Source organism: Paenibacillus sp. LRG-1 (genome assembly GCF_057220305.1).
This window is the reverse complement of record NZ_CM170126.1, coordinates 2,367,388-2,389,030: the sequence shown is the minus strand read 5'-3', so window position 1 is coordinate 2,389,030 and position 21,643 is coordinate 2,367,388. Positions and strand designations below refer to the sequence as shown.

The following is a 21,643-nucleotide window of genomic DNA, read 5'->3' as shown; positions in this document are numbered from 1 at the left end:
CCTTTTTCTGTTGTTTCGCACCTGATCCAAGACGGTTAAGGCTAACTATCACCCTATCCCGAGACCTTGTTCTTATATACATTTCAGGAGAATAGACGCAAGAAAGCACGGGCAGGATAACACTACTTACTAGGCAGGAGGAACATCTATGAAGACAATCGCAGATACTATTGTACAAGTTTTGGTCAATGCAGGGGTCAAGCGGATTTATGGCATTGTTGGAGACTCTCTAAATAATATGGTTGATTCCATTCGCAGCAATGGTCAAATCGAATGGATTCATGTAAGGCACGAAGAAGTGGCTGCCTTTGCAGCCGGAGCGGATGCTGACCTTAGTGGCAGCATTGCTGTATGTGCTGGAAGTAGTGGTCCCGGAAATTTGCATCTGATTAATGGTTTATATGATTGCCACCGCAATCGGGTGCCTGTACTGGCTATTGCAGCTCATATTCCAAGCGACGAAATCGGAAGTGAATATTTTCAAGCTACGCATCCTGAGCATCTTTTCGGAGAATGCAGTCACTTCTGTGAGGTTATTACGACACCGCGTCAAATTCCCAGAACGGTGACCATGGCCATTCAACAGGCAATTTCACGTTCAGGTGTCTCCGTCATTGTTCTTCCCGGTGATGTAGCAGCCTTGGAGGCGGAAAAGGTACCCGTCCCTGAACATGTCTACCATCCCACTGCACCTGTAGTGCATCCGTCAGCTTCCGAAATTTCCAAACTGGCCGAATATTTGAATAAAGGCAAACGAATTACGTTACTATGCGGCGCCGGCTGTGCACAATCTCATGAATTGCTCATGCAGCTATGCGACAAGTTAAAATCCCCTATGGTATCTGCTCTGCGAGGCAAGGAATATCTGGAGTATGACAACCCTTACTATGCTGGATTGACGGGACTGATCGGGTATTCTTCCGGGTACCATGCGATGATGGATTGTGACGTCCTGCTTATGCTCGGAACAGACTTCCCTTACAGACAATTTTACCCTGAAGATGCGATTGTCCTACAGGTAGACATAGAGCCAGCCCATCTCGGCAGACGTACTCCGTTGACGTATGGTTTATGCGGGGATGTAAAAGCCACATTGGAAATGCTGCTACCGCATTTAACGTCAGAGCATGATTCCAAGCATCTAGAGAAAAACGTCTCCCACTACACCAAGGTACGCCAGGAGTTGGATGGCCTTGCCGTCGGTAAACCAGGTCATACGCCGATCCATCCCCAATATCTCGCCAAGGTCATCAGTGACGCCGCGCAGAAAAATGCTATTTTCACCTGTGATGTCGGTACTCCCACTGTATGGGCTGCGCGTTATTTGCAGATGAATGGTCAGCGTCGGCTTCTCGGCTCGTTCAACCATGGCACGATGGCAAATGCGCTGCCGCAGGCAATCGGAGCGCAGGCTACTGAGCCTGACCGACAAGTGATTGCCCTCTCAGGCGATGGCGGGCTCACGATGCTGATGGGCGACCTGCTCACTCTGAAGCAGCATCAGCTGCCTATTAAAGTCATTGTTTTCAATAATGGCGCTCTCGGTTTTGTCGAGCTGGAAATGAAAGCAGCCGGATTCCTGGAAAACGGCACTGAACTGGTGAATCCTGATTTTGGTGCTGTAGCGCAAGCCATGGGGCTCAAGGGCATCCGGGTTGAAGATCCAGCAATGCTGGAGGATGCCATTCAGCAAGCATTGGCTCATGATGGCCCTGTTGTGGTAGACGTGGTGGTGAACCGTCAGGAACTATCTATGCCACCCAAAATTAATCTTAAACAAGCAGAAGGATTTACACTGTGGATGATGAAAGCGATGTTGAACGGACGCGGTGACGAGATTGTAGAACTGGCTAAAACCAATCTCTTTCGTTAAATCCAGACGAAGCAGAGCGCATTTCAACCTAAAAGGGGCAGAAACCATACATTTAGCATGGTTTCTGCCCCTTTGGCCTGCTGTTAATAAAACGAAACTCAGCGTGGTCTGCTTGCCGTTGATTTCCGTTTCATAAGCGCAGTCTCCATAAATATAAGCTCACCCTCATTGGACGGTGACTGAATTCGTTCCAGAATGCAGGCGGCTCCGCGCTCACTTATCTGCTCAATCGGTCTTTTGACCGTTGTTAACGGTGGAGTCGTATACATTGAGAACCCGATATCGTCAAAACCAATGACTGAGATATCCTCTGGTACCTTCAAGCCGTTTTCGAATACCGCATTCATGGCCCCAATAGCCATATCATCGTTAGAGCAAAATACCGCTGTCGGCGGCTCCTGCAAGGAAAGCAGTTGCTTCATTGCCTGGCTTCCACTTTCAGTATCATAATGACCTTGCACGATATATTCATGTCGAATCGGCTTACCACTATCAATCAACGCATTCATAAAACCCTCACGGCGTTGCTGGGTAGACTTGAAGCCTTCTACCCCTTCGATGATCGCAATGCGTTCATGCCCGCTTTCAACGAGAAAGGAGACCGCTTCATAGGACCCTTCCTTATCATTAGAGATCACATTTACAATCCCCGCACCGGACACCTGCCGATTCAGTACAACAAGCGGAATACCTTGACCGAGCACATGATAAATAAAAGGGTTGTCCGCCTCGCTCTGGCTCATCAGAATGATACCATCAAAACGCTTGTGGTGAATGGCCGAAAAATCGGCGTAATCGTCAATTCCTCGCACAAACAAATTGTAATCCACCCCGATGACATGATTAACTCCGCGGATGGTATCCGCAAAAAAGCTGGAGCTGGTGCCTTCTGAAATACTGGTGAAAAACAGGCCTATCGTATGCGAGCGCTGGAGAACCAGGCTTTTGGCATTAAAATTTGGAATGTAATTGAGTTGCTCTGCCAACTCCATAATTTTGCGTTTCGTATCTTCTTTAATCAGCGGGCTATTATTGAGCGCCCGGGAGACGGTTGTATGGGAAACATTAGCCAATTTGGCAATGTCTTTAATGGTAGCTGCCATATACGTATCCTTTCCTTAGTGAGGCTCTAAAAAAATTATATACCCACCATACCACAGGAGCCGCCCGGAAAAGAAGACTTTCACAAATTATACGCGGTTGTCCGCATGTCGACGCTGCAACTCTTGAACCATTTCTGCATGTCTACTGTCAGTCAGCTTGTACATTTTACCGATGACCAGCATGGCCAAAGCCAGGGCAACAGCCGGATAGAGACAAAGTAATGCCTTGATCCCAAGCAGCGTTCCAGAGGACTGAACCACATTCGGAACATACCCGATGAGCGCTAGTCCAATACCCGATAGAAAGCCAGACAAGGATTGAGCCAACTTACGTGAAAAGTTAAATAACGAGTAAGTAATCCCTTCCTTACGCTCCCCGGATGACCATTCGCCATAATCAATGATATCGGACACGAATGCCCAGGTAACCCCGTTAGGAATACTAATACCAATGAACGAAATACTGGCCAGGATTGTGAAAATATATACATTTGAAGGCATGAAAAAGTTAATAGAGTCGGCAATGACACTAACCAGCATCCCCAGTATAGCTGTTTTTCGTTTACCGAAGCGCCGTACCAGCTTGGGCAGGAACAACACACCCAGTAGCGACGAACCGATAATAATAAAATTCATATAAGCCATTAATTCTACATGCCCCAAGTTATATTCGGCAAAATAGATCAGCAGTGCGGACTTAATATTGTACGCGGATATGGTGAAAATCGTCATCAAAACGAGTACCAGCAAAGGCTTGTTATTCGTAAAGGTATGCACGATAACGCCTATAGATAGCTTCTCTTTTGGCCCGGACTGGCTAATAATACGTTCTTTCGTTCCTCGGTAACATATGATGAAAGCGATCACACCAATGAGTGACATAATCCCCATCACAACCGGATAGCCAACATGATGGTTAGGAAACAGTAAAATAAGCGGCATGACAACGACACTGGTGACAAATAATGCGCCCAGAGATCCTGCCTGACGGAAAGATGACAATGAAGCACGCTGATGAGTATCCTGCGTAATGGCGGCACCCAGCGAGCCGTATGGAATGTTTACAATAGAGTAGCCGATCCCCCAGATCATATAGGACGCATAGGCGTAAATGAGTTTTCCTGTGGGGGAAATATTCGGCGAAATAAAGGTTAGAACCGTAAGAATTGCAAGGATAACGCTTCCAACGATAAGAAAAGGCCTAAATTTTCCACGTGCACCGATATGTTTGCGATAATCAACAAAGGACCCGACAATGGGATCACAGATGGCGGCAAACAGCTTGCTGACCAAGAAAATGCCTGCGGCGGCTCCTGCTGAAACCCCTGCTACATCTGTAAAAAATTTCAGCAAATACAACTGCCCCAAATCAAACATGAATCCGTTTCCAAAGTCACCCATACCATACGAAATCTTTTCTTTCAGGCTAATATGCTCGCCTGTCTTGTTGTCAGTTTGGACGCTCTCCTGCACGATAGGCACTCCCATACCTACACACTCCTCTATGTTTGTAATTATTTTCACATATCTAGTTCAGGATTTTGCAAAATTCGATTCCAGTCGCTCCGAAGTGCAAGATACAGACGAACTAAACCATTTCGATCTATATCTTGTTCATTGGAAGTCGCTTATGGGATTTTTGCAAAATCCTCAGTTGATAACTATTTTGTTTTCAATTGCTCTTACCGGGAGTTTGAAACAAGCTCCTGGCAAGAGCAATTTTTTATAAAGTTAGTGAGTTCTCACCTTAGGCGGTAGCTTCACTTACTATGAACAACTGTTGGGAAATTAAAATACTGCTCAGCGTTATTGTAGCAAATGTTTTGTACCATTGCTCCGAGCAGTTCCAGATCCTCAGGCGCCTTACCCTCCTGAACCCACGTCCCAATTAAGTCACAGAGTATACGGCGGAAATATTCATGGCGTGTGTAGGAAAGGAAGCTGCGGGAATCCGTCAGCATACCAATAAAGCGGGACAGCACCCCATAGTTAGCCAGCAACTTCATCTGCTCCTGCATGCCTTCGATATGGTCGTTATACCACCATGCCGTGCCAAACTGGATTTTCCCTACAGTTCCACCGGATTGGAAGCAGCCCGCGAGACTTGCCAGTACTGGATAATCAACCGAATTAAGCGAATACAAAATGGTTCTCGGTAATCCACCTGCCAGCTCCTGTGCGTCCAGCAATGCCGCCAATGGACGAGCGATAGAGCCATCATTTACGGCATCGTAGCCTGTATCCGGTCCTAAATGACGGAACATAGCCGTGTTGTTGTTACGCAGCGCGTGAATGTGGTATTGCATAGCCCAGCCATGTTCTGCATACTGTTTGCCAAGGAAAACCAGAACGTATGATTTATATTTCGCCTCCTCTAAAGGAGTCACATGGCCTTCCTCCAGCGCCTTGCTGAATATGGCTGCCGCTTCCTCCAGTGTCGTTTCTTCATAGACTACAGTATCCAGCGCATGATCAGATACCCGGCCTCCAGCAGCATGGAAATGGCGCACCCGGCTCGCCAGCGCATTCAAAAATCCTTCCAGGCCAGAAACATCCAGTCCGCTGACTTCACCCAACCGAGCCACCCAAGGCTGGAAAGTTTCACGATTAATTTCCAAAGCTTTATCGGGGCGGAAGCTTGGCAGCACTGCCACTGGGAAATCGGTCAGCTTGCTGATTTGTTTGTGGTATTCGAGATGGTCTGTCGGATCATCCGTGGTGCACACCACAGTTACCTTCGAGTTCACAATCAGATCACGTGCGCCAAAGCCCTTTCCCTGCAGCTTTTGGTTTACCTTTTCCCAAATCACTGGTGCGTTCTGTTCATTCAGCAGCTCATAGACACCAAAAAAGCGTTGAAGCTCCAAATGCGTCCAATGGTACAGTGGATTGCCGATCAGTGTAGTTACGGTTTTGGCCCAAGCCAAAAATTTGTCATAATCTTCACCATCCCCCGTAATCAGGCGTTCCTCAACCCCATTGGCCCGCATAAGTCTCCACTTGTAATGATCTCCGTACAACCAGGCTTCCGTAATATTCTTGAACGCTTTATTTTCATAAATTTCTTGTGGACTTAAATGACAATGATAGTCGATAATCGGCATATCCTTGGCGAACTGATGGTACAAGATTTCAGCCGTTGGATTGCTCAACAAAAAGTTTTCGTCTAAAAACGCTTTAGTCATTACTCTCTCATCCCTTCTATAATCGTGTTTCCCAATAAATTGTTAACGTTAACAAAAATGTTCGAACTCTACTTGTTTTTCAACAATAACATTCTCCATCACATAGCAGATTTCGTGATTACACAAGATAATAAAGCTGTAATACGATATCTGTACATCATTTCAAGCTGGATTACTTCACCTTAAATTTAATGTTTACGTTAACAACAATTACATTGTAACCGCTATCCTTTGTAGAGGAAAGTGATTTTTATCATGTGAGCGGATAAAAATGATCTGCCTCCATTTGGGACAGATCTGTTCTATACCTTCTCGATGACCGACACCACAAGAAAATTCCACAATTTTAATTTTCCGTGATAGATCAAACTTTGAAAACGTTTTATATATTTTTCTCTTTTTTTCTGAAAATTTCTTTCTTGAAAATACCAGTTATTGTATTATAATTGCAATATACATCCATTGATTTACATTAAAAGTATTTCATTAGTTATTTCACAGAGAAGAAGAAGAGGTGGTAGCATTGAGTACAAAAGTGCAAGCTGTTCAAACTAAAACTATATCCGATACAAAAGGAGCCGACCTTGTTGTCGATTGCTTGATCAAGCAAGGGGTTACCCATATTTTTGGCATTCCAGGTGCCAAGATCGATTCTGTTTTTGATGTTCTTCAAGATCGGGGGCCCGAATTGATCGTATGTCGTCATGAACAAAATGCCGCCTTTATGGCAGCGGCAGTCGGTCGATTAACCGGTAAACCGGGCGTATGCATTGTTACCTCAGGTCCAGGCGCATCTAACTTGGCGACAGGACTTGTCACCGCTAATGCAGAAAGTGATCCTGTCGTCGCCATTGCGGGTGCAGTCCCAAGATCCGAACGCTTGAAACGCACGCACCAATCTATGGATAACGCCGGACTATTCGAACCCATCACCAAATACAGTGTAGAAGTAGAACATCCTGATAATGTACCGGAAGCAATTGCTAATGCATTTCGAATTGCGACCTCAGCCCAGCCTGGAGCCACATTCGTCAGCCTGCCGCAGGACGTGTTGACTTCGTCATCTGAAGTAACAGTCATTGAGAAGGTTTCTCTTCCCCAACTCGGAACCGCACCCGCCGGACTCATCAAACAAGTCGCAGAGCAAATCAAAAAAGCCAAGTTGCCCGTACTTCTTCTCGGCATGAAAGCCAGCACGCCTGAAGCCACCGCAGCTATCCGTGCTCTCATCCGAGATACAGATCTGCCTGTTGTCGAAACCTTCCAGGCCGCTGGAGCCATCTCCCGTGAACTAGAAGACCACTATTTTGGAAGAGTGGGTCTGTTCCACAATCAACCGGGTGATATGCTTCTTGGAGCCGCAGATTTGGTACTGACGATTGGCTATGATCCTATCGAATACGATCCAAAAAACTGGAACATTCCGGCAAACCGAACACTCATTCATCTGGATGACCATCAAGCCGATATTGATCATGATTATCAACCGGACTACGAGCTAATCGGAAATATAGCCCTGATTGTGGGTAGCCTTGCAGAAGAATTACCTACCTTAAAGCTACCTAAATCCTCCTGCGACCAATTGAATCGTCTGCGCCATGATCTAAACGAGCAAGCGGCTGTTCCCGCACACAAGCATGATTTTCTGATTCATCCATTGCAATTTATTCGTACACTGCGCAGCCTGATTGATGATAACGTCACAGTCACCTGTGATGTCGGTTCACACTATATTTGGATGGCACGATATTTCCGTTCGTATGAACCGCGGCGCCTTCTATTCAGCAACGGAATGCAGACGCTAGGCGTAGCGCTGCCTTGGGGGATTGCTGCCACGCTCGTCAATCCCGGTCACAAAGTCGTTTCTATTTCTGGAGACGGAGGATTTCTTTTTTCATCCATGGAGCTCGAAACCGCCGTACGTCTTAACTCACCGTTGGTGCATATCGTATGGAGAGATGGTTCCTATGACATGGTCGCTTTTCAACAACAGATTAAATACGGAAGAACGTCTGGTGTAAAATTTGGAGATGTTGATGTAGTGAAATATGCTGAAAGCTTCGGGGCCACTGGATTACGCGTGCACTCTCCTGAAGAACTAGAAAGTGTATTGCAGCAGGCACTTCATACCGATGGTCCTGTGGTTGTCGATATTCCGATTGATTATCAGGATAACATCCAATTGGGACGTAAACTGCTGCCTAACCAATTAAACTAACCTTAACCATGCCTCACTCGTGACGGCTTTATGACAATTATGGAGTATAACGTTTTTTTTATGATTTTTTTGAGTTATTCATGTTATTTACTGAAATTTTACGTTTATTATTGAAAAAGAAAGAAAATAAATGCATACAATTACAAAAGGAAGTGTATTGCCATGACCGTTGCACAATTGGAAACCAAGCAAGAAACTGATCATGATATTTACCAAACGTCCACCATGCTTGCTCTATTAGATGGTCTTTATGACGGAGTTGTTGCCTTTGAGGAGTTGCAAAAGCACGGGGATTTCGGAATTGGTACCTTTGATCAACTGAATGGCGAGATGATCGCGTTCGATGGTGAATTTTATCACTTGCTTCCAGACGGTACGGCCCATCGCGTAAAACCGGAAGAAACTACACCTTTTTCCACTGTCACCTTTTTCCAGGAAGATTTCACATATACTATTGACCGCCCTATGCATCGTGAAGAGCTGGAAGCTCTGCTGTTAACGTTGTTTCCAAGCCGTAATCTGTTCTATGCCTTCCGTATGGATGGTACTTTTCGTGAAGTAAAGACACGGACCGTACCTCACCAAGTTAAACCATACAAACCGTTTATCGAAGCGACCAAGTCACAGCCTACCTTCACTTTTAATGAGGCTTCCGGCGTGATTACAGGTTTTTGGACACCTGCCTATGCTCAAGGTATTGGGGTAGCCGGATTTCATCTGCATTTTATTAACGATGAACGCACTGGAGGCGGGCATGTCTTTGATTTTATCGTCGAAAAGTGCACCATCCGCATTTGTCAAAAATCCAATCTGCACCTGGTCCTGCCCGATACCCCGGATTATTTGAAGGCCAACCTGTCCAGAGAAAACCTGGAGAAGGAAATCGCCGTTACTGAAGGTGCGCAGTAATCACAGTTATATAACTCATCAAGTAACGGACCTTATAGCTAAACAATAAACAGCAAAAGATCACAGTCAGAGAATTACTGCTCTCTGTCTGTGATCTTTTTATGTACGAGCGTATATACACGTTACTGCTTATGCTCTCACTCCGGTTCACCTATGCCTCGATCTGATCCAGTTTATCTGCATAATATTGAATGGCACGTGAGTACTCCTGTGTAGATAAATCCGAGGTCGTCTCAGCCACCTCCATTAGCAGCTCCTGCATGGCTTTCCCGTATTCCCCCAGATTATATAACACCATCGCGTAAAATACCCGAAACGGTCTGTAATCCGGAAATTCGTTCATTCCTGTTTCCAACCACGCTTTCGCCTTGGCGTAATCTCCCAATACACGATATGTACTGCTTAGTCCCAGGATGGCTCCTTTTCTTGATTCTGCGGATAACGCCATACCTAGGCTTTTTTCATAATAGGCAACCGCTTCCCTCTCTAAGCCCAATGAATCATGCGTCCAAGCTGTCTGATACCACAATTCTGCATCATTTTGCTGCTGTTCTAATGCCTTTAAAAGAAGCTTACGTGCTTTCTCTGCTTGCCCTGTTCGTCTAAGCTCGTCAGCTTGCGCCATGATATCGTTCATATTCTCCTCCACTTCTGACTCATGCCTATCTTTGAGATATATGTTACCCGACATTTGAATGCAATGTAAATGGAGTTTTTCCTAAGATTTGAAATCCAAAAAAACGACCCTCCCTTTAGGAGAGCCGCTATATTTCCGAATTGAAGTTACGGTTTATTTAACCTTCAATGATCCTACAGTTAGTATTCCCGCTACACGCTGCGCGTCGAAAATACGAGAAAGCTCCTCCACTGCCGTCAAGTACAGTAGACCGTTGCCCTCCAGCTTAGGAGAATTGCCCAGTGGAATCGTGCGTTTGATGAGTTGTGCGTATAATTCCGGTTCGGTGAGATCACGCTCAAAGCTCGCATTCGCCAGCTGCTTAATCAACGCCAATGCACCTGCTACGTGCGGAGTAGCCATCGAAGTTCCGCTAAAGGTCGCATATTTGCCGCCCGGAACGGTGGACAAAATATCTTCTCCCGGTGCAACCAAATCCACCTCATTATTAGAATTACTAAATTCTGAGGTGTGCCTGTCAAAATTGATAGCACCTACGCTAATCACTTCATTATAACAGCCGGGGTAGCCAAGCTCGTCCGTTCTGTCGTCACCATCTCCCTCATTTCCAGCTGCACAGATGACTAAGATTTGGCTAGCTACAGCCTTTTTTACTGCTTCATGAAGCTCTGGCACATCCTCAGGACCGCCAAGTGACATCGATATGATATCTGCCTTTTGCTCAATCGCATAATAGATGCCTTGAATAATCCAGTCATATTGACCGGAGCCCTGCTTGTTTAGCGCTTTGATGATGAGTAGGTCTGCCTCTGGAGCAACACCCACGACACCATCCGCATTTTCTGCTGCCGCAATGGTTCCTGCCACATGCGTACCATGACCGTTGTAATCCTTGAAAATTTCCGGATCACCTTGATCATCATCCGTGAAATTCCGGCCGCCAATAATGCGCGCCTTCAAATCAGGATGGTCCGAATCACAGCCCGTGTCCAGCACCGCCACCTTCACGCCTCGGCCTCGAGTCTGGTTCCATACCGCAGGAGCCTGAATCAGCTCTACACCTCGCGGTATTTCATTCACTTGTTGCTCCTGCTTGATCACTTGGTAAGGAATGATATGCACTTTACGTTCCATCTTATTCCCTCCTTCATGGATACAATCGGAAACCATCCGTCTTTGAAACTTTGAAACTTTGAAAACCTCTATTACATTCGAGGTTACTATATTCTAGCAATTTTTGAAAAGTTTGAACATCCCCATTTTGCTTATTTTTGTAAAAAAACAGACATCCTCCAATTCGCTTGGAGAATGTCTGTTGTAGAATCTCTTTCAGCCTTAGGCTGATTCCGCCTGAAGTTCAGCCTTAGATAACAGCGATTTGTGCTGCCATTTCCGCCCCTTCCAGCGTAAATAGTGGAAAATGCCTCGTACCCACTCATCGCAGGCATGTGCAATCCACACTCCCAGCACACCATATCCCATATGAATGCCCAGCACATATGCTAGCGGGATTTTAATCCCCCACATTGAAATAATGGCCATCATCAACGGGAACTGAACATCTCCCGCCGCTCGCAAGGAGTTAATGACAACATGATTAAACACTCGGCCCGGCTCCAGCAATATACAGAAGAGCAAAATTGCTGCCCCTAATTGAATGATCGCCGGCTCATCTGAAAAGATCGCCATCACTTCATATCGGAAAAAGGATACTACCACGATCACAGCAATCGTAATGACCAAAGACCATTTCAGGCTCCGTAAAAGTTGATGATAGGCCTTTTCCTTGTCTCCTGCTCCAATCAGGCGGGCAACAATAATTTCTGTCCCCTCACCTACAGCCATTCCAAATACCATAAAAAAGTACACAATTGTATTCGTATAAAAATGGGTTGCGATCGCCGTTGTACCCATAAAGCTGACAAACCGGGTCACCATCATTTGGCTAAGCTGATAAGACAACCATTCCAGCCCGGCAGGAATACCAATCTTCAGGATGGCTACCAGCTTACTCCATTGAAGCTGTACATAATACCGGATGCGAATCGGCGCACTTACACGCTTGTACAACAGTAGAAAAATCCAGACACATGCTACAGCACGGCTAATAACTGTTGAAATCGCTGCTCCCGCCACTCCCATCTGCGGCAGACCAAACCAGCCATAAATGAGCAACGCATTCCCCACGATATGCAATATATTCATACCAATGCCCACGATCATCGTATCTTTAGTAAAACCATGCGAGCGAATAACCGGACCTGCGGTTAGCATGAGCGCTTCCAGAAACAGCGAACCCCCTGCCAGCATCATATAGATTTCTGCATTTTCCTTAATCGTCGGGGTAATATGATAAAAGGATAGTAAAAAATCCCGGCTCACAATAAACATCAAACTCAGCGCCAGACCAAACACCAGATTAAAGGTTAGTGCCGAAGCCGTAACACGGCTTGCATCCACATGCTTTTGCGCCCCCAATAGCTGAGCAATGATCACACCTACACCAAGACCAAGCAGATTGAAAAGTATAATCGTAAATTCAATCAACTGTCTTGATACACCTACAGCCGATACAACCTCATCAGAAACATGGCTTAGCATGAACGTATCCACGCTACCCATCAAAATGTGAAACAACATCTCTATAAAGATCGGCCAAGTGATGGCAAAAACCGTCATCGTTTTAACGGCTTGTGCTTGCTTGGAACCGTTTTCCTGAGACAGTGACATCCTTCCGTATTCCTCCTAAATGCGACCCAATTATTACTTAATACCTACACGTCAATATCGATAACACTTACTCAATCATAAAAAGTCATATGCTTTTTATCGTTTCTATAATAGTTCAAGCGGTCCTGCAATTGTCCTGTGTGGAATTCAAACTTATGTCCGTCTGGATCTGTAAAATAGACCGACCTTTTGTCCTGTTCATTCCGCTCTCTTCCGGGCAAAATGGTGACATTAAAAGTTCTCAGCTTGTTAAGCATGCTCTCAAAATCCGCTTCCGCTACCGAAAATGCAATATGCGTATAGGATTGATGAATTTCATTTCTTGGGATATCCTCCTCCACATTGAGGGCCAGCCACATTCCCAAGCAGTCCAGGTAAGCCAACTTACGTCCTTTAACGAGCAGTTTTCCATCTAGTATATTCTGATAGAAATGTATAGACTTCTCCAAATCAGACACCGAAAAGCAAATATGATTCCACCCTTGTATGCTCATGTTCCCTATTCCTTTCAGCAAATCCTGTCTAGCCAATAGGTCCACGCTTCTGTATATTGATCTAGATCTCCCGGATGATGCCGAATGCAGGTAGCAATACGAAAGTATAATCCTTGTAGTACCTCCCTGTTCAGCTCGTATTCCCCTGTCATCTCCGGCCCAAGCTTCTCTAAGGCAGGCAAAATAGTATCGACGATCAGCCTATCGGGTGAAGAACAAAAGGCGTATATCAAATCATACAGAGGCTCTCCCACGACTGGGTCAGGATCAATAATGCCTGTCAACGTACCATTTTCGGCAAACACAAAATTATGTACTCCACAGTCACCATGAAGCAAATATTTAATATTCCGTTGCGGCGATCCGGCCACAAGGGTATGGACGAACCGATGATCCTCTGGGGGTAAAACGTCTTGTATGATCTTTTCAGATTCCTTCGTTCTGTGCAGCAGAAAATCTCTCCATTCCACAAACGGGTGGTCCGGATAACCATAATGACGTTCCTCACCAAAAGGCTTATAGTGCGAGATCACCTCCGTCGCCAGACGAAGTAACAAATCGCTTTTGTTTCGTCCATGATACTGTGTGAGCCCTGACCTAAACGTGTACACCAAATAACGGTGCAACGGATCTACATAAACCAAACGCGATAGTTTCTCAATCTGTACATAGGTATGTAAGAATTCTGCCTCGGCTTCTACGACAGCGGGATCATTTTGCTTAATCACGTATCGCGGCTTAGTTCCGTCCATGACAACAACCACTTTGCTCGAAGTTCCGCCGGTCAGCGGTTTGAGATTTCGCATATGGCTTTCAAGCACGCCCGTTTCGTGAAGCTCATTCAGGATCAGTTGAACATCCATCTTACGCCCTCCCTCCATGCGTCTGATCGACAATGCGGCTGGCGATTTGGATATTTCATTAAGATCCAACACGTTCGCCAGCCGCTCTTCTTTTAAAAATAAATCTTTTCATGCTCCGCATAGATTTCAAGCGCCCGCTCCATCTTATGCACATAGGTCTCATCCTGACTAGAACATAGAAATGTAATGTGTCCCTCCTGCGATGGACCGGATTTTGGCGAAGGCTCCAGCAAATTACGCTCAGACAACACCTGTTTCAACCGTCTAACTGTTCCCTGGCTCCCGTCAATTAACTGAATATGAGAAGGCAGTAGTTCCCTTAGAATCTCCTTATAAAAAGGATAATGAGTACACCCCAATACCACCGTACCATATATGTCGAGATTGAACGAAGACAGCTCCCGGTTAAAATATTCGGACATTTCTGCCCGGTCAAAATTCAACTGTTCGCAATACTGTACTAGCTCCGGCAGAGGTAGTGAGTCCACGCTCCCATGATCGTCAACTCTGGATACCAGCGCTGCATAACAGGATTGTTTCAAGGTCAATGGTGTGGCTAACACCAGAACTCTTTTACCATTGGATCGGTTCATCTCGACCGCTGGCTTCACTGCTGGCTCCATACCAATAATCGGAATAGGATATTCTTTCCTTAGCTCCGCAACCGCGATACTTGTAGCCGTATTGCAGGCAATTACCAATGCCTTAACATCTTCTTTTAGAATCGTTTGTACTGAAGCCTTGACATAACCAAGCACCTCTTGGGGAGTTTTCGTCCCGTAAGGCACATGGAGGGTATCCGCCATGTATACAAAATTTTCGTTTGGCAAACGTCTTAGTGCCTCGGACAATACTGTAATTCCACCCAATCCTGAATCAAAAAAACCTATCTTCAAGCTACTCACCTTTTTTCGTTCAACTATTGTGCTATATCTTGCTGGCACCATGTTCATTTTCTTCTTCGCCTACTCAAACCATTCTCTTCATTAAACTTTACATTTAAATTTTACCGCAAAACTGATATTTTGCAAAAGAAACACGTAAAATTTTCAGTGTAAAAAATAAAGTAGCTTTTCAAAGTAAATTTAATATAAAAGTGTTGACAGATATTATCTTTATATTGTAATATTACTTGGTAACTTACTAACTTAACTTACTTATTCAACTTACTTAGGGGGAAATAAATCATGTCTAAAGTATTATTTGTCAAAGCTAATGATCGTACAGCTGAAGAATCTGCAACAGTTAAATTGTATAACGCCTTCGTAGAAAGCTACAAGTCTTCCCACCCAACTGATGAAATCACTGAGCTGGACCTGTTCTCCGTCGAGCTTCCTTATTTGAACGCTAACATGATCAACGGCACGTTCAAATCCGCTAGAGGCATGGAGCTGAACGCAGAAGAAGCTCGCCTGGCAAACATTGCTAATGGCTACCTGGATCAATTCCTGGCAGCAGACAAAGTCGTATTTGCTTTCCCGCTCTGGAACATGACGATTCCAGCTGTACTGCATACGTACATTGACTACCTGAACCAAGCTGGTAAAACATTCAAATACACTGCTGAAGGTCCTGTTGGTCTCGTAACTGAAACTAAAGTAGCCCTGCTGAATGCAAGAGGCGGCGTTTATTCCGAAGGACCAGCTGCTGCAGCTGAAATGTCTTTGAACTTCATGAACAACATCTTATCCTTCTTCGGAGTGAAAGACATCGTGAAAGTTGTTCTGGAAGGACATAATCAATCTCCAGATCAAGCACAAGAAATCGTTGCTTCTGCTGTACAACGTGCAGTAGACACAGCAAAATCGTTCTAATCATATATTATGAAGAGAAGAGGATATCCGCGCCCTATATGGGCTGGATATCCTCTTTTTTTGTTATAAAGTATAAAAAAACACGTGCTCCCCTGATCTATAATCAAGTGAAAGCACGTGTTTGTGAAATGAGATTACTTCTATTTTAAGGAATGAATTGCTGCACGATTTTTATAACTTTACCCTCACGAAGCGTAATATGGTATGGAAATTGACTGAGGTCCAGAACGTCCTTTTTAGCAAAATCTTTCTCAAACTGTGCCAGAGGAATCGATTCGTTCCATTGCACGTCTGTATCTTCTATGTTACCCGTGTGATCATAAATCTGCACCTCTACTGAAGCATCTGGTGCAACCTGATACACGTCATTTTGCACGGAATTGTTTACGATGTAGTAGCCATCCGGAGCTCCATCCAATCCTGTATTTCCTTCATGCTCCACAAATGCTTTGTCAGCTGCCGCGCCTTCATACCATTCAATCGGGTCTGCCGACAAATAAATTTGTCCTTCACGAATCTCCATTTGGTTTATATATACGGTCTCCTGATTTTCAGCAGCTGCTACAGGCGTGTAGCCTTGCGCTGTTGCCCCTGCCGTCGTAATCAGCATCATCATTAAAGCCAATACGGTCCATTTCGAAGCTAGTTTCATCATGTCTGATCTCTCCTTGCCGTTTGGGTATGTACACGGTGTCTGTAAGCTTCATTACCCTTGTGTACTTATCATAAACGTTGCACGGTTAAAAAGTGTATCAGATACATAAAAAAGAAGTTACGATTTTTTAAGACTTGGTCTTAAAACTTGATAACATGTCCTATTTGTCTTTGCTATCTTAATAATCCGACCTGACGTGCCTGTTCTTCGGTGAGAATAAACTCTTCATTTTGCCATACTTCGTCCTCTTTGGTCACAGCAAACATCCCCATGATCTCTGTCCATATTCCTTTGTCGACGGCTTCCTTTTGCGTAATGATAATTTTCATTTCGTTTCCTCCTTTATATACTCTTATCGGTCTGTGAGGCCCACTTCGCGATCAGATGGTTTCTCCGATCGCTGTTGGAGCTTGATTTTTTGAATATATTTTAATGGTTAAAATCAAGTTCCAAAGGCGAACGCTATCGCTTCTCCGAAATCCATCTGCCCGCTTCGTTACTCAGTTTATCCTTGCCATTGGTCATTTTTCATGAGTTTGCCTCTAAAAAAGCCAACGACCTAAACTAATACTTAGGCCAAATATAATACTTTTATTTTAAGCCTCTAACCCTTATATGGAACTCACAATGCTTGTCCTAGATTTGCATTATCGGATTGAGAGATTCTTGTCCCGCTTATAACATATGTACCCTTTTCCTGCCGAGATTATTCGTATCTTATTTGTAACCATAAAATTTTATATTATTTTTGTAGGTAGTGACTTCTTTTGAAATGACTAAGCCCTAAAATAAAAACGGCTGTAGGTTATCCTACGAGCCGTTTTCACTAAAAAATTTTCTATGCTTGGTTAATCTATCAGTACCATCAACATATACGTATTCATTTATTGTTTCTGCATAAAAAAATGGTCGCCAAAAGCACTAAAGCAGCGGAGAGGACGGAATTGTTCTGAAGAAGCGGAGCGTTCGCCTTTGTCCCCGGATTTCTACCCTTGAACATACAATCGAGAAATCCGGGGGCAACAGCGACCGGAAGAATGATCCGTTCTCGTAGCGACCATTATCCGCATCACTATCACTTAACCACTCCGCATGATATAAATGTAGCGCTCCTTTTACACAGAAAAGTAAAAAGGCTGTACGCATACTGGCTTGGACACGGTTACTTGTTGCCCAGTGTAGGTCAAGCGTCCACTTGCCTTGTCCACTTTGAACGTAACAATGTTGTTGGTGTCGCGGTTGGCCACGAGCATATGGTCACCATTTGGAGTCAAAGCAAAATGGCGTGGATGCTCCCCTTCGGCAGATACATGCTCGACCAAGCTCAACTTGCCATTTGCTCCGTCTACAGCGTATACCACAATGCTGTCATGCCCGCGGTTGGAACCGTACAGATAAGCTCCATCCCCCGAAATCGCAATTTCAGCAGTTGTGTTTTCACCTGTAAAGTCAGACGGCAATGTCGGTACGCTCTCAAGCTCAGTGAGCTTGCCAGCCTCTGCATCGTATGCAAAAGAAGTAATGGAAGAATCCACTTCGTTAATGACAAAAGCAAATTTACCATTCGGGTGGAACGTCAAATGACGTGGACCTGCACCTGCATGGGTTTTCGTTTCACCATGAAGCACCAGTTGTCCTTTGCTGTCATCAATGGTGTAAACGCGGATCAGATCCAGACCGAGATCTTGTACGAACAGGAAGCGGCCATCCGGACTAAAGAAACTGGAATGTGGATGTGGACGATCCTGACGTTCAGGATGTGCCCCTTTGCCCTCATGCTGTTTAACATCCAGCAACTCACCGATACGTCCGTCCTCGGTCAGAGATACCAGTCCCACCATACCTCCGTGGTAGCTGACTACAATAAGGTAACGATCAGATGGATCACGCTGAATGTGGCAAGTTGTTGCACCCACGTTTTCCGCACGATTCAGCAATGTAAATGTTCCTTTAACTGGGTCAATTTCGAAAGCAGAGGCTTCGCCTACTTTCGCTCCTGCAGCAGAAGTCGTCTCTCCAATGGAATACAGCTTCCGATTTTTGACGTCCACATTCAGGAATGTAGGATTTTTCAAGCCGGAGAACTCATCCTGTAGTGTAAGTGCTCCTGTCTGTTCATTAAAAGTGTACGAATAAACTCCGTTACCTTCCAATTCGGCGTAAGAGCCTGCGAATACGAGCAATTTTTGTTGTGCTGTCATGGTTGTGTCCTCCTTGGATTAAAAAAATGATGGGCAATTGGAATGATTGCTCCTGTTACAAATATCGCTTTAAGAGGCGCGCTCCACCACGGGCTCTGTGGACAACGTCACATTTCCCGCTACGGCACGCGAGATCATGCATGAGGTTTCTGCCTGCTCTGCCAGTCGCAATGCTTGTTCGATCTGCGATTCTGTCGCATCGGCGGCCAATTGAACCTGCGGACGATGCACAATTCGGCGATATGTAAAAATATTGTTCGTTACATCGACAATCCCTTCGGATTCCAGCGCCAGTGATGCCACCGGGAGACTCGCGCGCTCCATCATCGCCGCCAACGTAATCAAATAGCAGGTAGCGGCGGCACCGAGCAGCATTTCATCTGGATTGGTGCCCACACCAGGGCCCCCCATCTCAGCTGGGATCGAAATTGCAGTCCGCAACTGTCCAGCCTCAATACGGCCGTCGCTGTTGCGCCCCCCGTTCCAGTCTGCCTTGAGCAGAAAGGTATGCTCCATTTCAGGTCACTCCTCTCTCTTATATTATGAATCTTTACACAGGTGAATGTAAAGGTTAGTCAATCTCCTGGTTTTTGGTTTCCGTACCCAGCAACCATACAGCCGCTGCTCCGATCAAGATAGCTACGAAGAAAATCACAAAGATAGATGGTAACGCTACGCCTTGTCCTACGAGTATACCGACCGCAAAAGGCCCGATAACGCCTCCAATACGGCCAAACGCAGCCGCCATACCCACACCGGTAGAACGGACCGCTGTCGGGTACAATTCCGGAGTATAAGCGTACATGGCTCCCCAAGCACCGAGATTAAAAAAGGACAAGCAGATACCAGCAGCTAGCAGCATTCCCGCCGTTTCCGAGGTGCCGAACCAAAGGGCGGACACTGCTGTGAGCAGCAAGTAGATGATCAGTACGAATTTGCGCCCCAGCTTTTCAATTAGATAGGCGGCGGTAAAGTAACCTGGTAGTTGCGCAAGCGTCATGATCAGTACATATTCAAAGCTTTTAACCAGTTCGAAACCTTTCATAAACATAATGCTCGGTAGCCACAGGAACATGCCGTAGTATGAAAATACAACTGTGAACCATAAAATCCACAGCATCAGCGTAGACTTGCGATTGGGTCCCGACCAAATCGAAGCCAATCGTGCACGCAGCGGAAGTTTAACGCTTTGCTGCTTGTAACGCGGTGAATCCTCAATAGCTCTGCGCAGATAAAGAGCGTACAGCGCAGGTACTGCGCCGAGAATAAATGCCATTTGCCAACCATACTTCGGAATAACAAAATAAGCAATAAGAGCCGAAAGGATCCAGCCTGCCGCCCAGAAGCTTTCCAGCAGGACAACCGCTCTTCCTCGTTCTTTTACAGGCACTGATTCTGACACCAGCGTCGAAGCAACAGGCAATTCCCCGCCCAAGCCTGCACCAGCAATAAAACGCAGCACCAGCAGCATTCCGAGTCCTGTCGCCAAAGCTGATAAGCCGCTGGCAATAGAAAAGATCAACAATGTCCACACTAATATGGCGCGTCTGCCGTAACGATCCGCCAAAATCCCCGCCAAAGCGGCTCCGAACACCATTCCTATCGAATTCATTGCAGTCAGCAGTCCAATTTGCTCAGATCCCAGATGCCACTCCTTTGCCAACGCTGCGACTATAAATGAAAGCAGCCCCACATCCATAGCATCAAACAACCAGCTGAGCCCTGCGCTAAACAGCAATTTTCTTTTTTTGGCTGGTGGTAATGAAGTTAATTCACTCATGATTCGCTCTCCCTTAAAAATATATCGTATGCAGACGTATATTCAGGTGTCTTGTCACCTGTAGCCTAGCATCTATTGTACCGTAAGCTTCCTTAATCTGCGAGCTTTTTAACACAGAAAAAAACGGAAGATTGCCTACGGCAATTCTCCCGCCTTCTGGAACCTGCCACTTACCGGTTTTGGACCAGACCGATGATCGTCACCATGAGCACTAGCAGCTGGATGAGTGTATCGTTACTCATTCCAATCGCCTCCATCCCACATGAGATACTCCTTCGGCCGTTTCCCCTCTCCCCGGATCATGACGCTTGTTCCCCAATACATACCTATGCAGGTGGCGGGAAGCTTATGATCAATAATGGATGAAAATCTCCATACGTTTAAGGTTTAATCCAGGACCACTGCAAATCCATTTCCTGAATACATTCACGGTTATCATGTTCATCATTGGCCACCAGTGGGGTCACTGGATAGATGCTCATGTCGCCTTGCTCATACGTGCGCAGTAGAGGCAACAGCTCATCTATGTTCTGGACAGACGGGTCCAGCCATGAATCTATATGATCAGCTTCCAAAATAGCTGGCATACGGGTATCGAATTCACGTATATCCGTATTGGCATGAACTGTCATCATCGTACAGGTGCGTAAAGACTCCTTACGACTATCCTGCCATACTTCATATAGTCCCGCGACCGCAAACATCTTCTGTTCCGGCAGTACCACCCGTACAGCACACATGCGTTTACCCAATTTGCGCCAATAATAAAATCCATTGCATGGAATAATACAACGTCGGGTTTCCGCCATCTTGCGATAACTCGGATTTACCCGAACCGTATTCAAGTCTGCATTGACACAATCCTTGCCCCAGTAGGGAATAAATCCCCAGCGAAATTCATCAAGTACCCGTTCTCCATCCTGATGCAGCACAATTGGAACATGCTGGGTGGGACTCATGTTATAACGCGTTTTGTAATAATACATCACCCGTTGTATACCAAAATGATCCCTTACCTCATCCAAATCAGCCGATAACGAAAACCTTTTGCACATATGCTATTCATCCTTCCGCCTTTTTCACCTATTGTGCGGATATACAAGGAAAAATATGCATATGCAGGTTTTGCAAACATCCAATAAACGACAAAACATATAGCAATATCCCCGCAGTTGTGAAGC

At 45.4% G+C, this 21,643-nt stretch carries 19 protein-coding genes; 4 read left to right on the top strand and 15 right to left on the bottom strand.

All coding sequences use genetic code 11. The features are described from left to right. Positions 1 to 148: 148 nt before the first annotated feature. The gene (gene poxB, locus ACUUJN_RS10810; RefSeq protein WP_484669574.1) at positions 149 to 1,873 is read left to right on the top strand and encodes a ubiquinone-dependent pyruvate dehydrogenase; all 1,725 of its coding nucleotides are present in this window, start codon (positions 149 to 151) and stop codon (positions 1,871 to 1,873) included. A gap of 98 nt (positions 1,874 to 1,971) precedes the next feature. On the opposite strand, the gene ACUUJN_RS10805 is transcribed toward poxB, so the two are convergent. The 3 genes from ACUUJN_RS10805 to uxaC all read right to left on the bottom strand — a co-directional run bounded on the left by ACUUJN_RS10805 (position 1,972) and on the right by uxaC (position 6,161). Beyond that, positions 1,972 to 2,976: a LacI family DNA-binding transcriptional regulator gene (locus tag ACUUJN_RS10805; protein ID WP_484669573.1), complete on the bottom strand. Its 1,005-nt coding sequence runs from the start codon at positions 2,974 to 2,976 to the stop codon at positions 1,972 to 1,974. 87 nt (positions 2,977 to 3,063) lie between these two features. After that, entirely contained in the window at positions 3,064 to 4,464 is a 1,401-nt protein-coding gene (locus tag ACUUJN_RS10800; protein ID WP_023988322.1) for an MFS transporter, read from the bottom strand. A 272-nt stretch (positions 4,465 to 4,736) separates the two neighbouring features. Then, the gene (gene uxaC, locus ACUUJN_RS10795) at positions 4,737 to 6,161 is read right to left on the bottom strand and encodes a glucuronate isomerase (RefSeq protein ID WP_484669572.1); all 1,425 of its coding nucleotides are present in this window, start codon (positions 6,159 to 6,161) and stop codon (positions 4,737 to 4,739) included. A gap of 514 nt (positions 6,162 to 6,675) precedes the next feature. On the opposite strand from uxaC, the gene alsS reads away from it, so the two are divergent. Both alsS and budA read left to right on the top strand, forming a co-directional pair. Further along, positions 6,676 to 8,379 carry an acetolactate synthase AlsS gene (gene alsS / locus ACUUJN_RS10790; RefSeq protein ID WP_172828313.1) on the top strand — a complete coding sequence of 568 codons (1,704 nt, stop codon included), beginning with the start codon at positions 6,676 to 6,678 and terminating at the stop codon, positions 8,377 to 8,379. 162 nt (positions 8,380 to 8,541) lie between these two features. Beyond that, complete coding sequence (gene budA / locus ACUUJN_RS10785; RefSeq protein ID WP_484669571.1) at positions 8,542 to 9,288, top strand: acetolactate decarboxylase; 747 nt, start codon at positions 8,542 to 8,544, stop codon at positions 9,286 to 9,288. A 151-nt stretch (positions 9,289 to 9,439) separates the two neighbouring features. On the opposite strand, the gene ACUUJN_RS10780 is transcribed toward budA, so the two are convergent. The 6 genes from ACUUJN_RS10780 to murI form a co-directional block, all read right to left on the bottom strand. Continuing rightward, a complete protein-coding gene (locus tag ACUUJN_RS10780) occupies positions 9,440 to 9,925 on the bottom strand; it encodes a tetratricopeptide repeat protein (protein WP_075154104.1) in 486 nt (161 codons plus the stop codon). A 153-nt stretch (positions 9,926 to 10,078) separates the two neighbouring features. Then, positions 10,079 to 11,059, bottom strand: a complete 981-nt coding sequence (locus tag ACUUJN_RS10775) for a S8 family peptidase (protein WP_484669570.1) — start codon at positions 11,057 to 11,059, stop codon at positions 10,079 to 10,081. A gap of 201 nt (positions 11,060 to 11,260) precedes the next feature. After that, positions 11,261 to 12,655, bottom strand: coding sequence for an MATE family efflux transporter (locus ACUUJN_RS10770; protein WP_028542403.1), 1,395 nt, complete (start codon positions 12,653 to 12,655; stop codon positions 11,261 to 11,263). 71 nt (positions 12,656 to 12,726) lie between these two features. Beyond that, complete coding sequence (gene fosB / locus ACUUJN_RS10765) at positions 12,727 to 13,149, bottom strand: metallothiol transferase FosB (protein WP_028542404.1); 423 nt, start codon at positions 13,147 to 13,149, stop codon at positions 12,727 to 12,729. Positions 13,150 to 13,163: 14 nt separating this feature from the next. Further along, complete coding sequence (locus tag ACUUJN_RS10760; protein ID WP_484669569.1) at positions 13,164 to 14,012, bottom strand: phosphotransferase; 849 nt, start codon at positions 14,010 to 14,012, stop codon at positions 13,164 to 13,166. Positions 14,013 to 14,104: 92 nt separating this feature from the next. Then, positions 14,105 to 14,959 (bottom strand): glutamate racemase, encoded by an 855-nt coding sequence (murI, locus tag ACUUJN_RS10755; RefSeq protein WP_053325296.1) that lies wholly within the window; start codon positions 14,957 to 14,959, stop codon positions 14,105 to 14,107. A 240-nt stretch (positions 14,960 to 15,199) separates the two neighbouring features. Here murI and ACUUJN_RS10750 point away from each other — a divergent pair, with 240 nt between their 5' ends. Then, positions 15,200 to 15,826 (top strand): FMN-dependent NADH-azoreductase, encoded by a 627-nt coding sequence (locus tag ACUUJN_RS10750; protein ID WP_025723667.1) that lies wholly within the window; start codon positions 15,200 to 15,202, stop codon positions 15,824 to 15,826. A 145-nt stretch (positions 15,827 to 15,971) separates the two neighbouring features. On the opposite strand, the gene ACUUJN_RS10745 is transcribed toward ACUUJN_RS10750, so the two are convergent. From ACUUJN_RS10745 to ACUUJN_RS10720, 6 genes are all read right to left on the bottom strand, one after another. Further along, positions 15,972 to 16,481 (bottom strand): hypothetical protein, encoded by a 510-nt coding sequence (locus tag ACUUJN_RS10745; RefSeq protein ID WP_071558829.1) that lies wholly within the window; start codon positions 16,479 to 16,481, stop codon positions 15,972 to 15,974. Positions 16,482 to 16,654: 173 nt separating this feature from the next. Next, complete coding sequence (locus tag ACUUJN_RS10740) at positions 16,655 to 16,810, bottom strand: hypothetical protein (protein WP_023988309.1); 156 nt, start codon at positions 16,808 to 16,810, stop codon at positions 16,655 to 16,657. 786 nt (positions 16,811 to 17,596) lie between these two features. Next, positions 17,597 to 18,682: a lactonase family protein gene (locus ACUUJN_RS10735; protein ID WP_068940728.1), complete on the bottom strand. Its 1,086-nt coding sequence runs from the start codon at positions 18,680 to 18,682 to the stop codon at positions 17,597 to 17,599. A 69-nt stretch (positions 18,683 to 18,751) separates the two neighbouring features. Continuing rightward, on the bottom strand, positions 18,752 to 19,198 hold the full coding sequence (locus ACUUJN_RS10730; RefSeq protein WP_028542408.1) for an OsmC family protein: 447 nt from the start codon (positions 19,196 to 19,198) through the stop codon (positions 18,752 to 18,754). Positions 19,199 to 19,253: 55 nt separating this feature from the next. Continuing rightward, on the bottom strand, positions 19,254 to 20,462 hold the full coding sequence (locus ACUUJN_RS10725) for an MFS transporter (RefSeq protein ID WP_076264214.1): 1,209 nt from the start codon (positions 20,460 to 20,462) through the stop codon (positions 19,254 to 19,256). Between the two features lie 380 nt (positions 20,463 to 20,842). Further along, a complete protein-coding gene (locus ACUUJN_RS10720) occupies positions 20,843 to 21,517 on the bottom strand; it encodes an SOS response-associated peptidase (RefSeq protein ID WP_484669568.1) in 675 nt (224 codons plus the stop codon). Positions 21,518 to 21,643: the final 126 nt, after the last annotated feature.

Bases quoted from the DNA above. Each gene is read 5' to 3' on its own strand.
- poxB (WP_484669574.1), top strand. From the start codon at position 149: ATGAAGACAATCGCAGATACTATTGTACAAGTTTTGGTCAATGCAGGG.
- ACUUJN_RS10805 (WP_484669573.1), bottom strand. From the start codon at position 2,976: ATGGCAGCTACCATTAAAGACATTGCCAAATTGGCTAATGTTTCCCAT.
- ACUUJN_RS10800 (WP_023988322.1), bottom strand. From the start codon at position 4,464: ATGGGAGTGCCTATCGTGCAGGAGAGCGTCCAAACTGACAACAAGACA.
- uxaC (WP_484669572.1), bottom strand. From the start codon at position 6,161: ATGACTAAAGCGTTTTTAGACGAAAACTTTTTGTTGAGCAATCCAACG.
- budA (WP_484669571.1), top strand. From the start codon at position 8,542: ATGACCGTTGCACAATTGGAAACCAAGCAAGAAACTGATCATGATATT.
- ACUUJN_RS10780 (WP_075154104.1), bottom strand. From the start codon at position 9,925: ATGAACGATATCATGGCGCAAGCTGACGAGCTTAGACGAACAGGGCAA.
- ACUUJN_RS10775 (WP_484669570.1), bottom strand. From the start codon at position 11,059: ATGGAACGTAAAGTGCATATCATTCCTTACCAAGTGATCAAGCAGGAG.
- ACUUJN_RS10770 (WP_028542403.1), bottom strand. From the start codon at position 12,655: ATGTCACTGTCTCAGGAAAACGGTTCCAAGCAAGCACAAGCCGTTAAA.
- fosB (WP_028542404.1), bottom strand. From the start codon at position 13,149: ATGAGCATACAAGGGTGGAATCATATTTGCTTTTCGGTGTCTGATTTG.
- ACUUJN_RS10760 (WP_484669569.1), bottom strand. From the start codon at position 14,012: ATGGATGTTCAACTGATCCTGAATGAGCTTCACGAAACGGGCGTGCTT.
- murI (WP_053325296.1), bottom strand. From the start codon at position 14,959: ATGGTGCCAGCAAGATATAGCACAATAGTTGAACGAAAAAAGGTGAGT.
- ACUUJN_RS10750 (WP_025723667.1), top strand. From the start codon at position 15,200: ATGTCTAAAGTATTATTTGTCAAAGCTAATGATCGTACAGCTGAAGAA.
- ACUUJN_RS10745 (WP_071558829.1), bottom strand. From the start codon at position 16,481: ATGATGAAACTAGCTTCGAAATGGACCGTATTGGCTTTAATGATGATG.
- ACUUJN_RS10740 (WP_023988309.1), bottom strand. From the start codon at position 16,810: ATGAAAATTATCATTACGCAAAAGGAAGCCGTCGACAAAGGAATATGG.
- ACUUJN_RS10735 (WP_068940728.1), bottom strand. From the start codon at position 18,682: ATGACAGCACAACAAAAATTGCTCGTATTCGCAGGCTCTTACGCCGAA.
- ACUUJN_RS10730 (WP_028542408.1), bottom strand. From the start codon at position 19,198: ATGGAGCATACCTTTCTGCTCAAGGCAGACTGGAACGGGGGGCGCAAC.
- ACUUJN_RS10725 (WP_076264214.1), bottom strand. From the start codon at position 20,462: ATGAGTGAATTAACTTCATTACCACCAGCCAAAAAAAGAAAATTGCTG.
- ACUUJN_RS10720 (WP_484669568.1), bottom strand. From the start codon at position 21,517: ATGTGCAAAAGGTTTTCGTTATCGGCTGATTTGGATGAGGTAAGGGAT.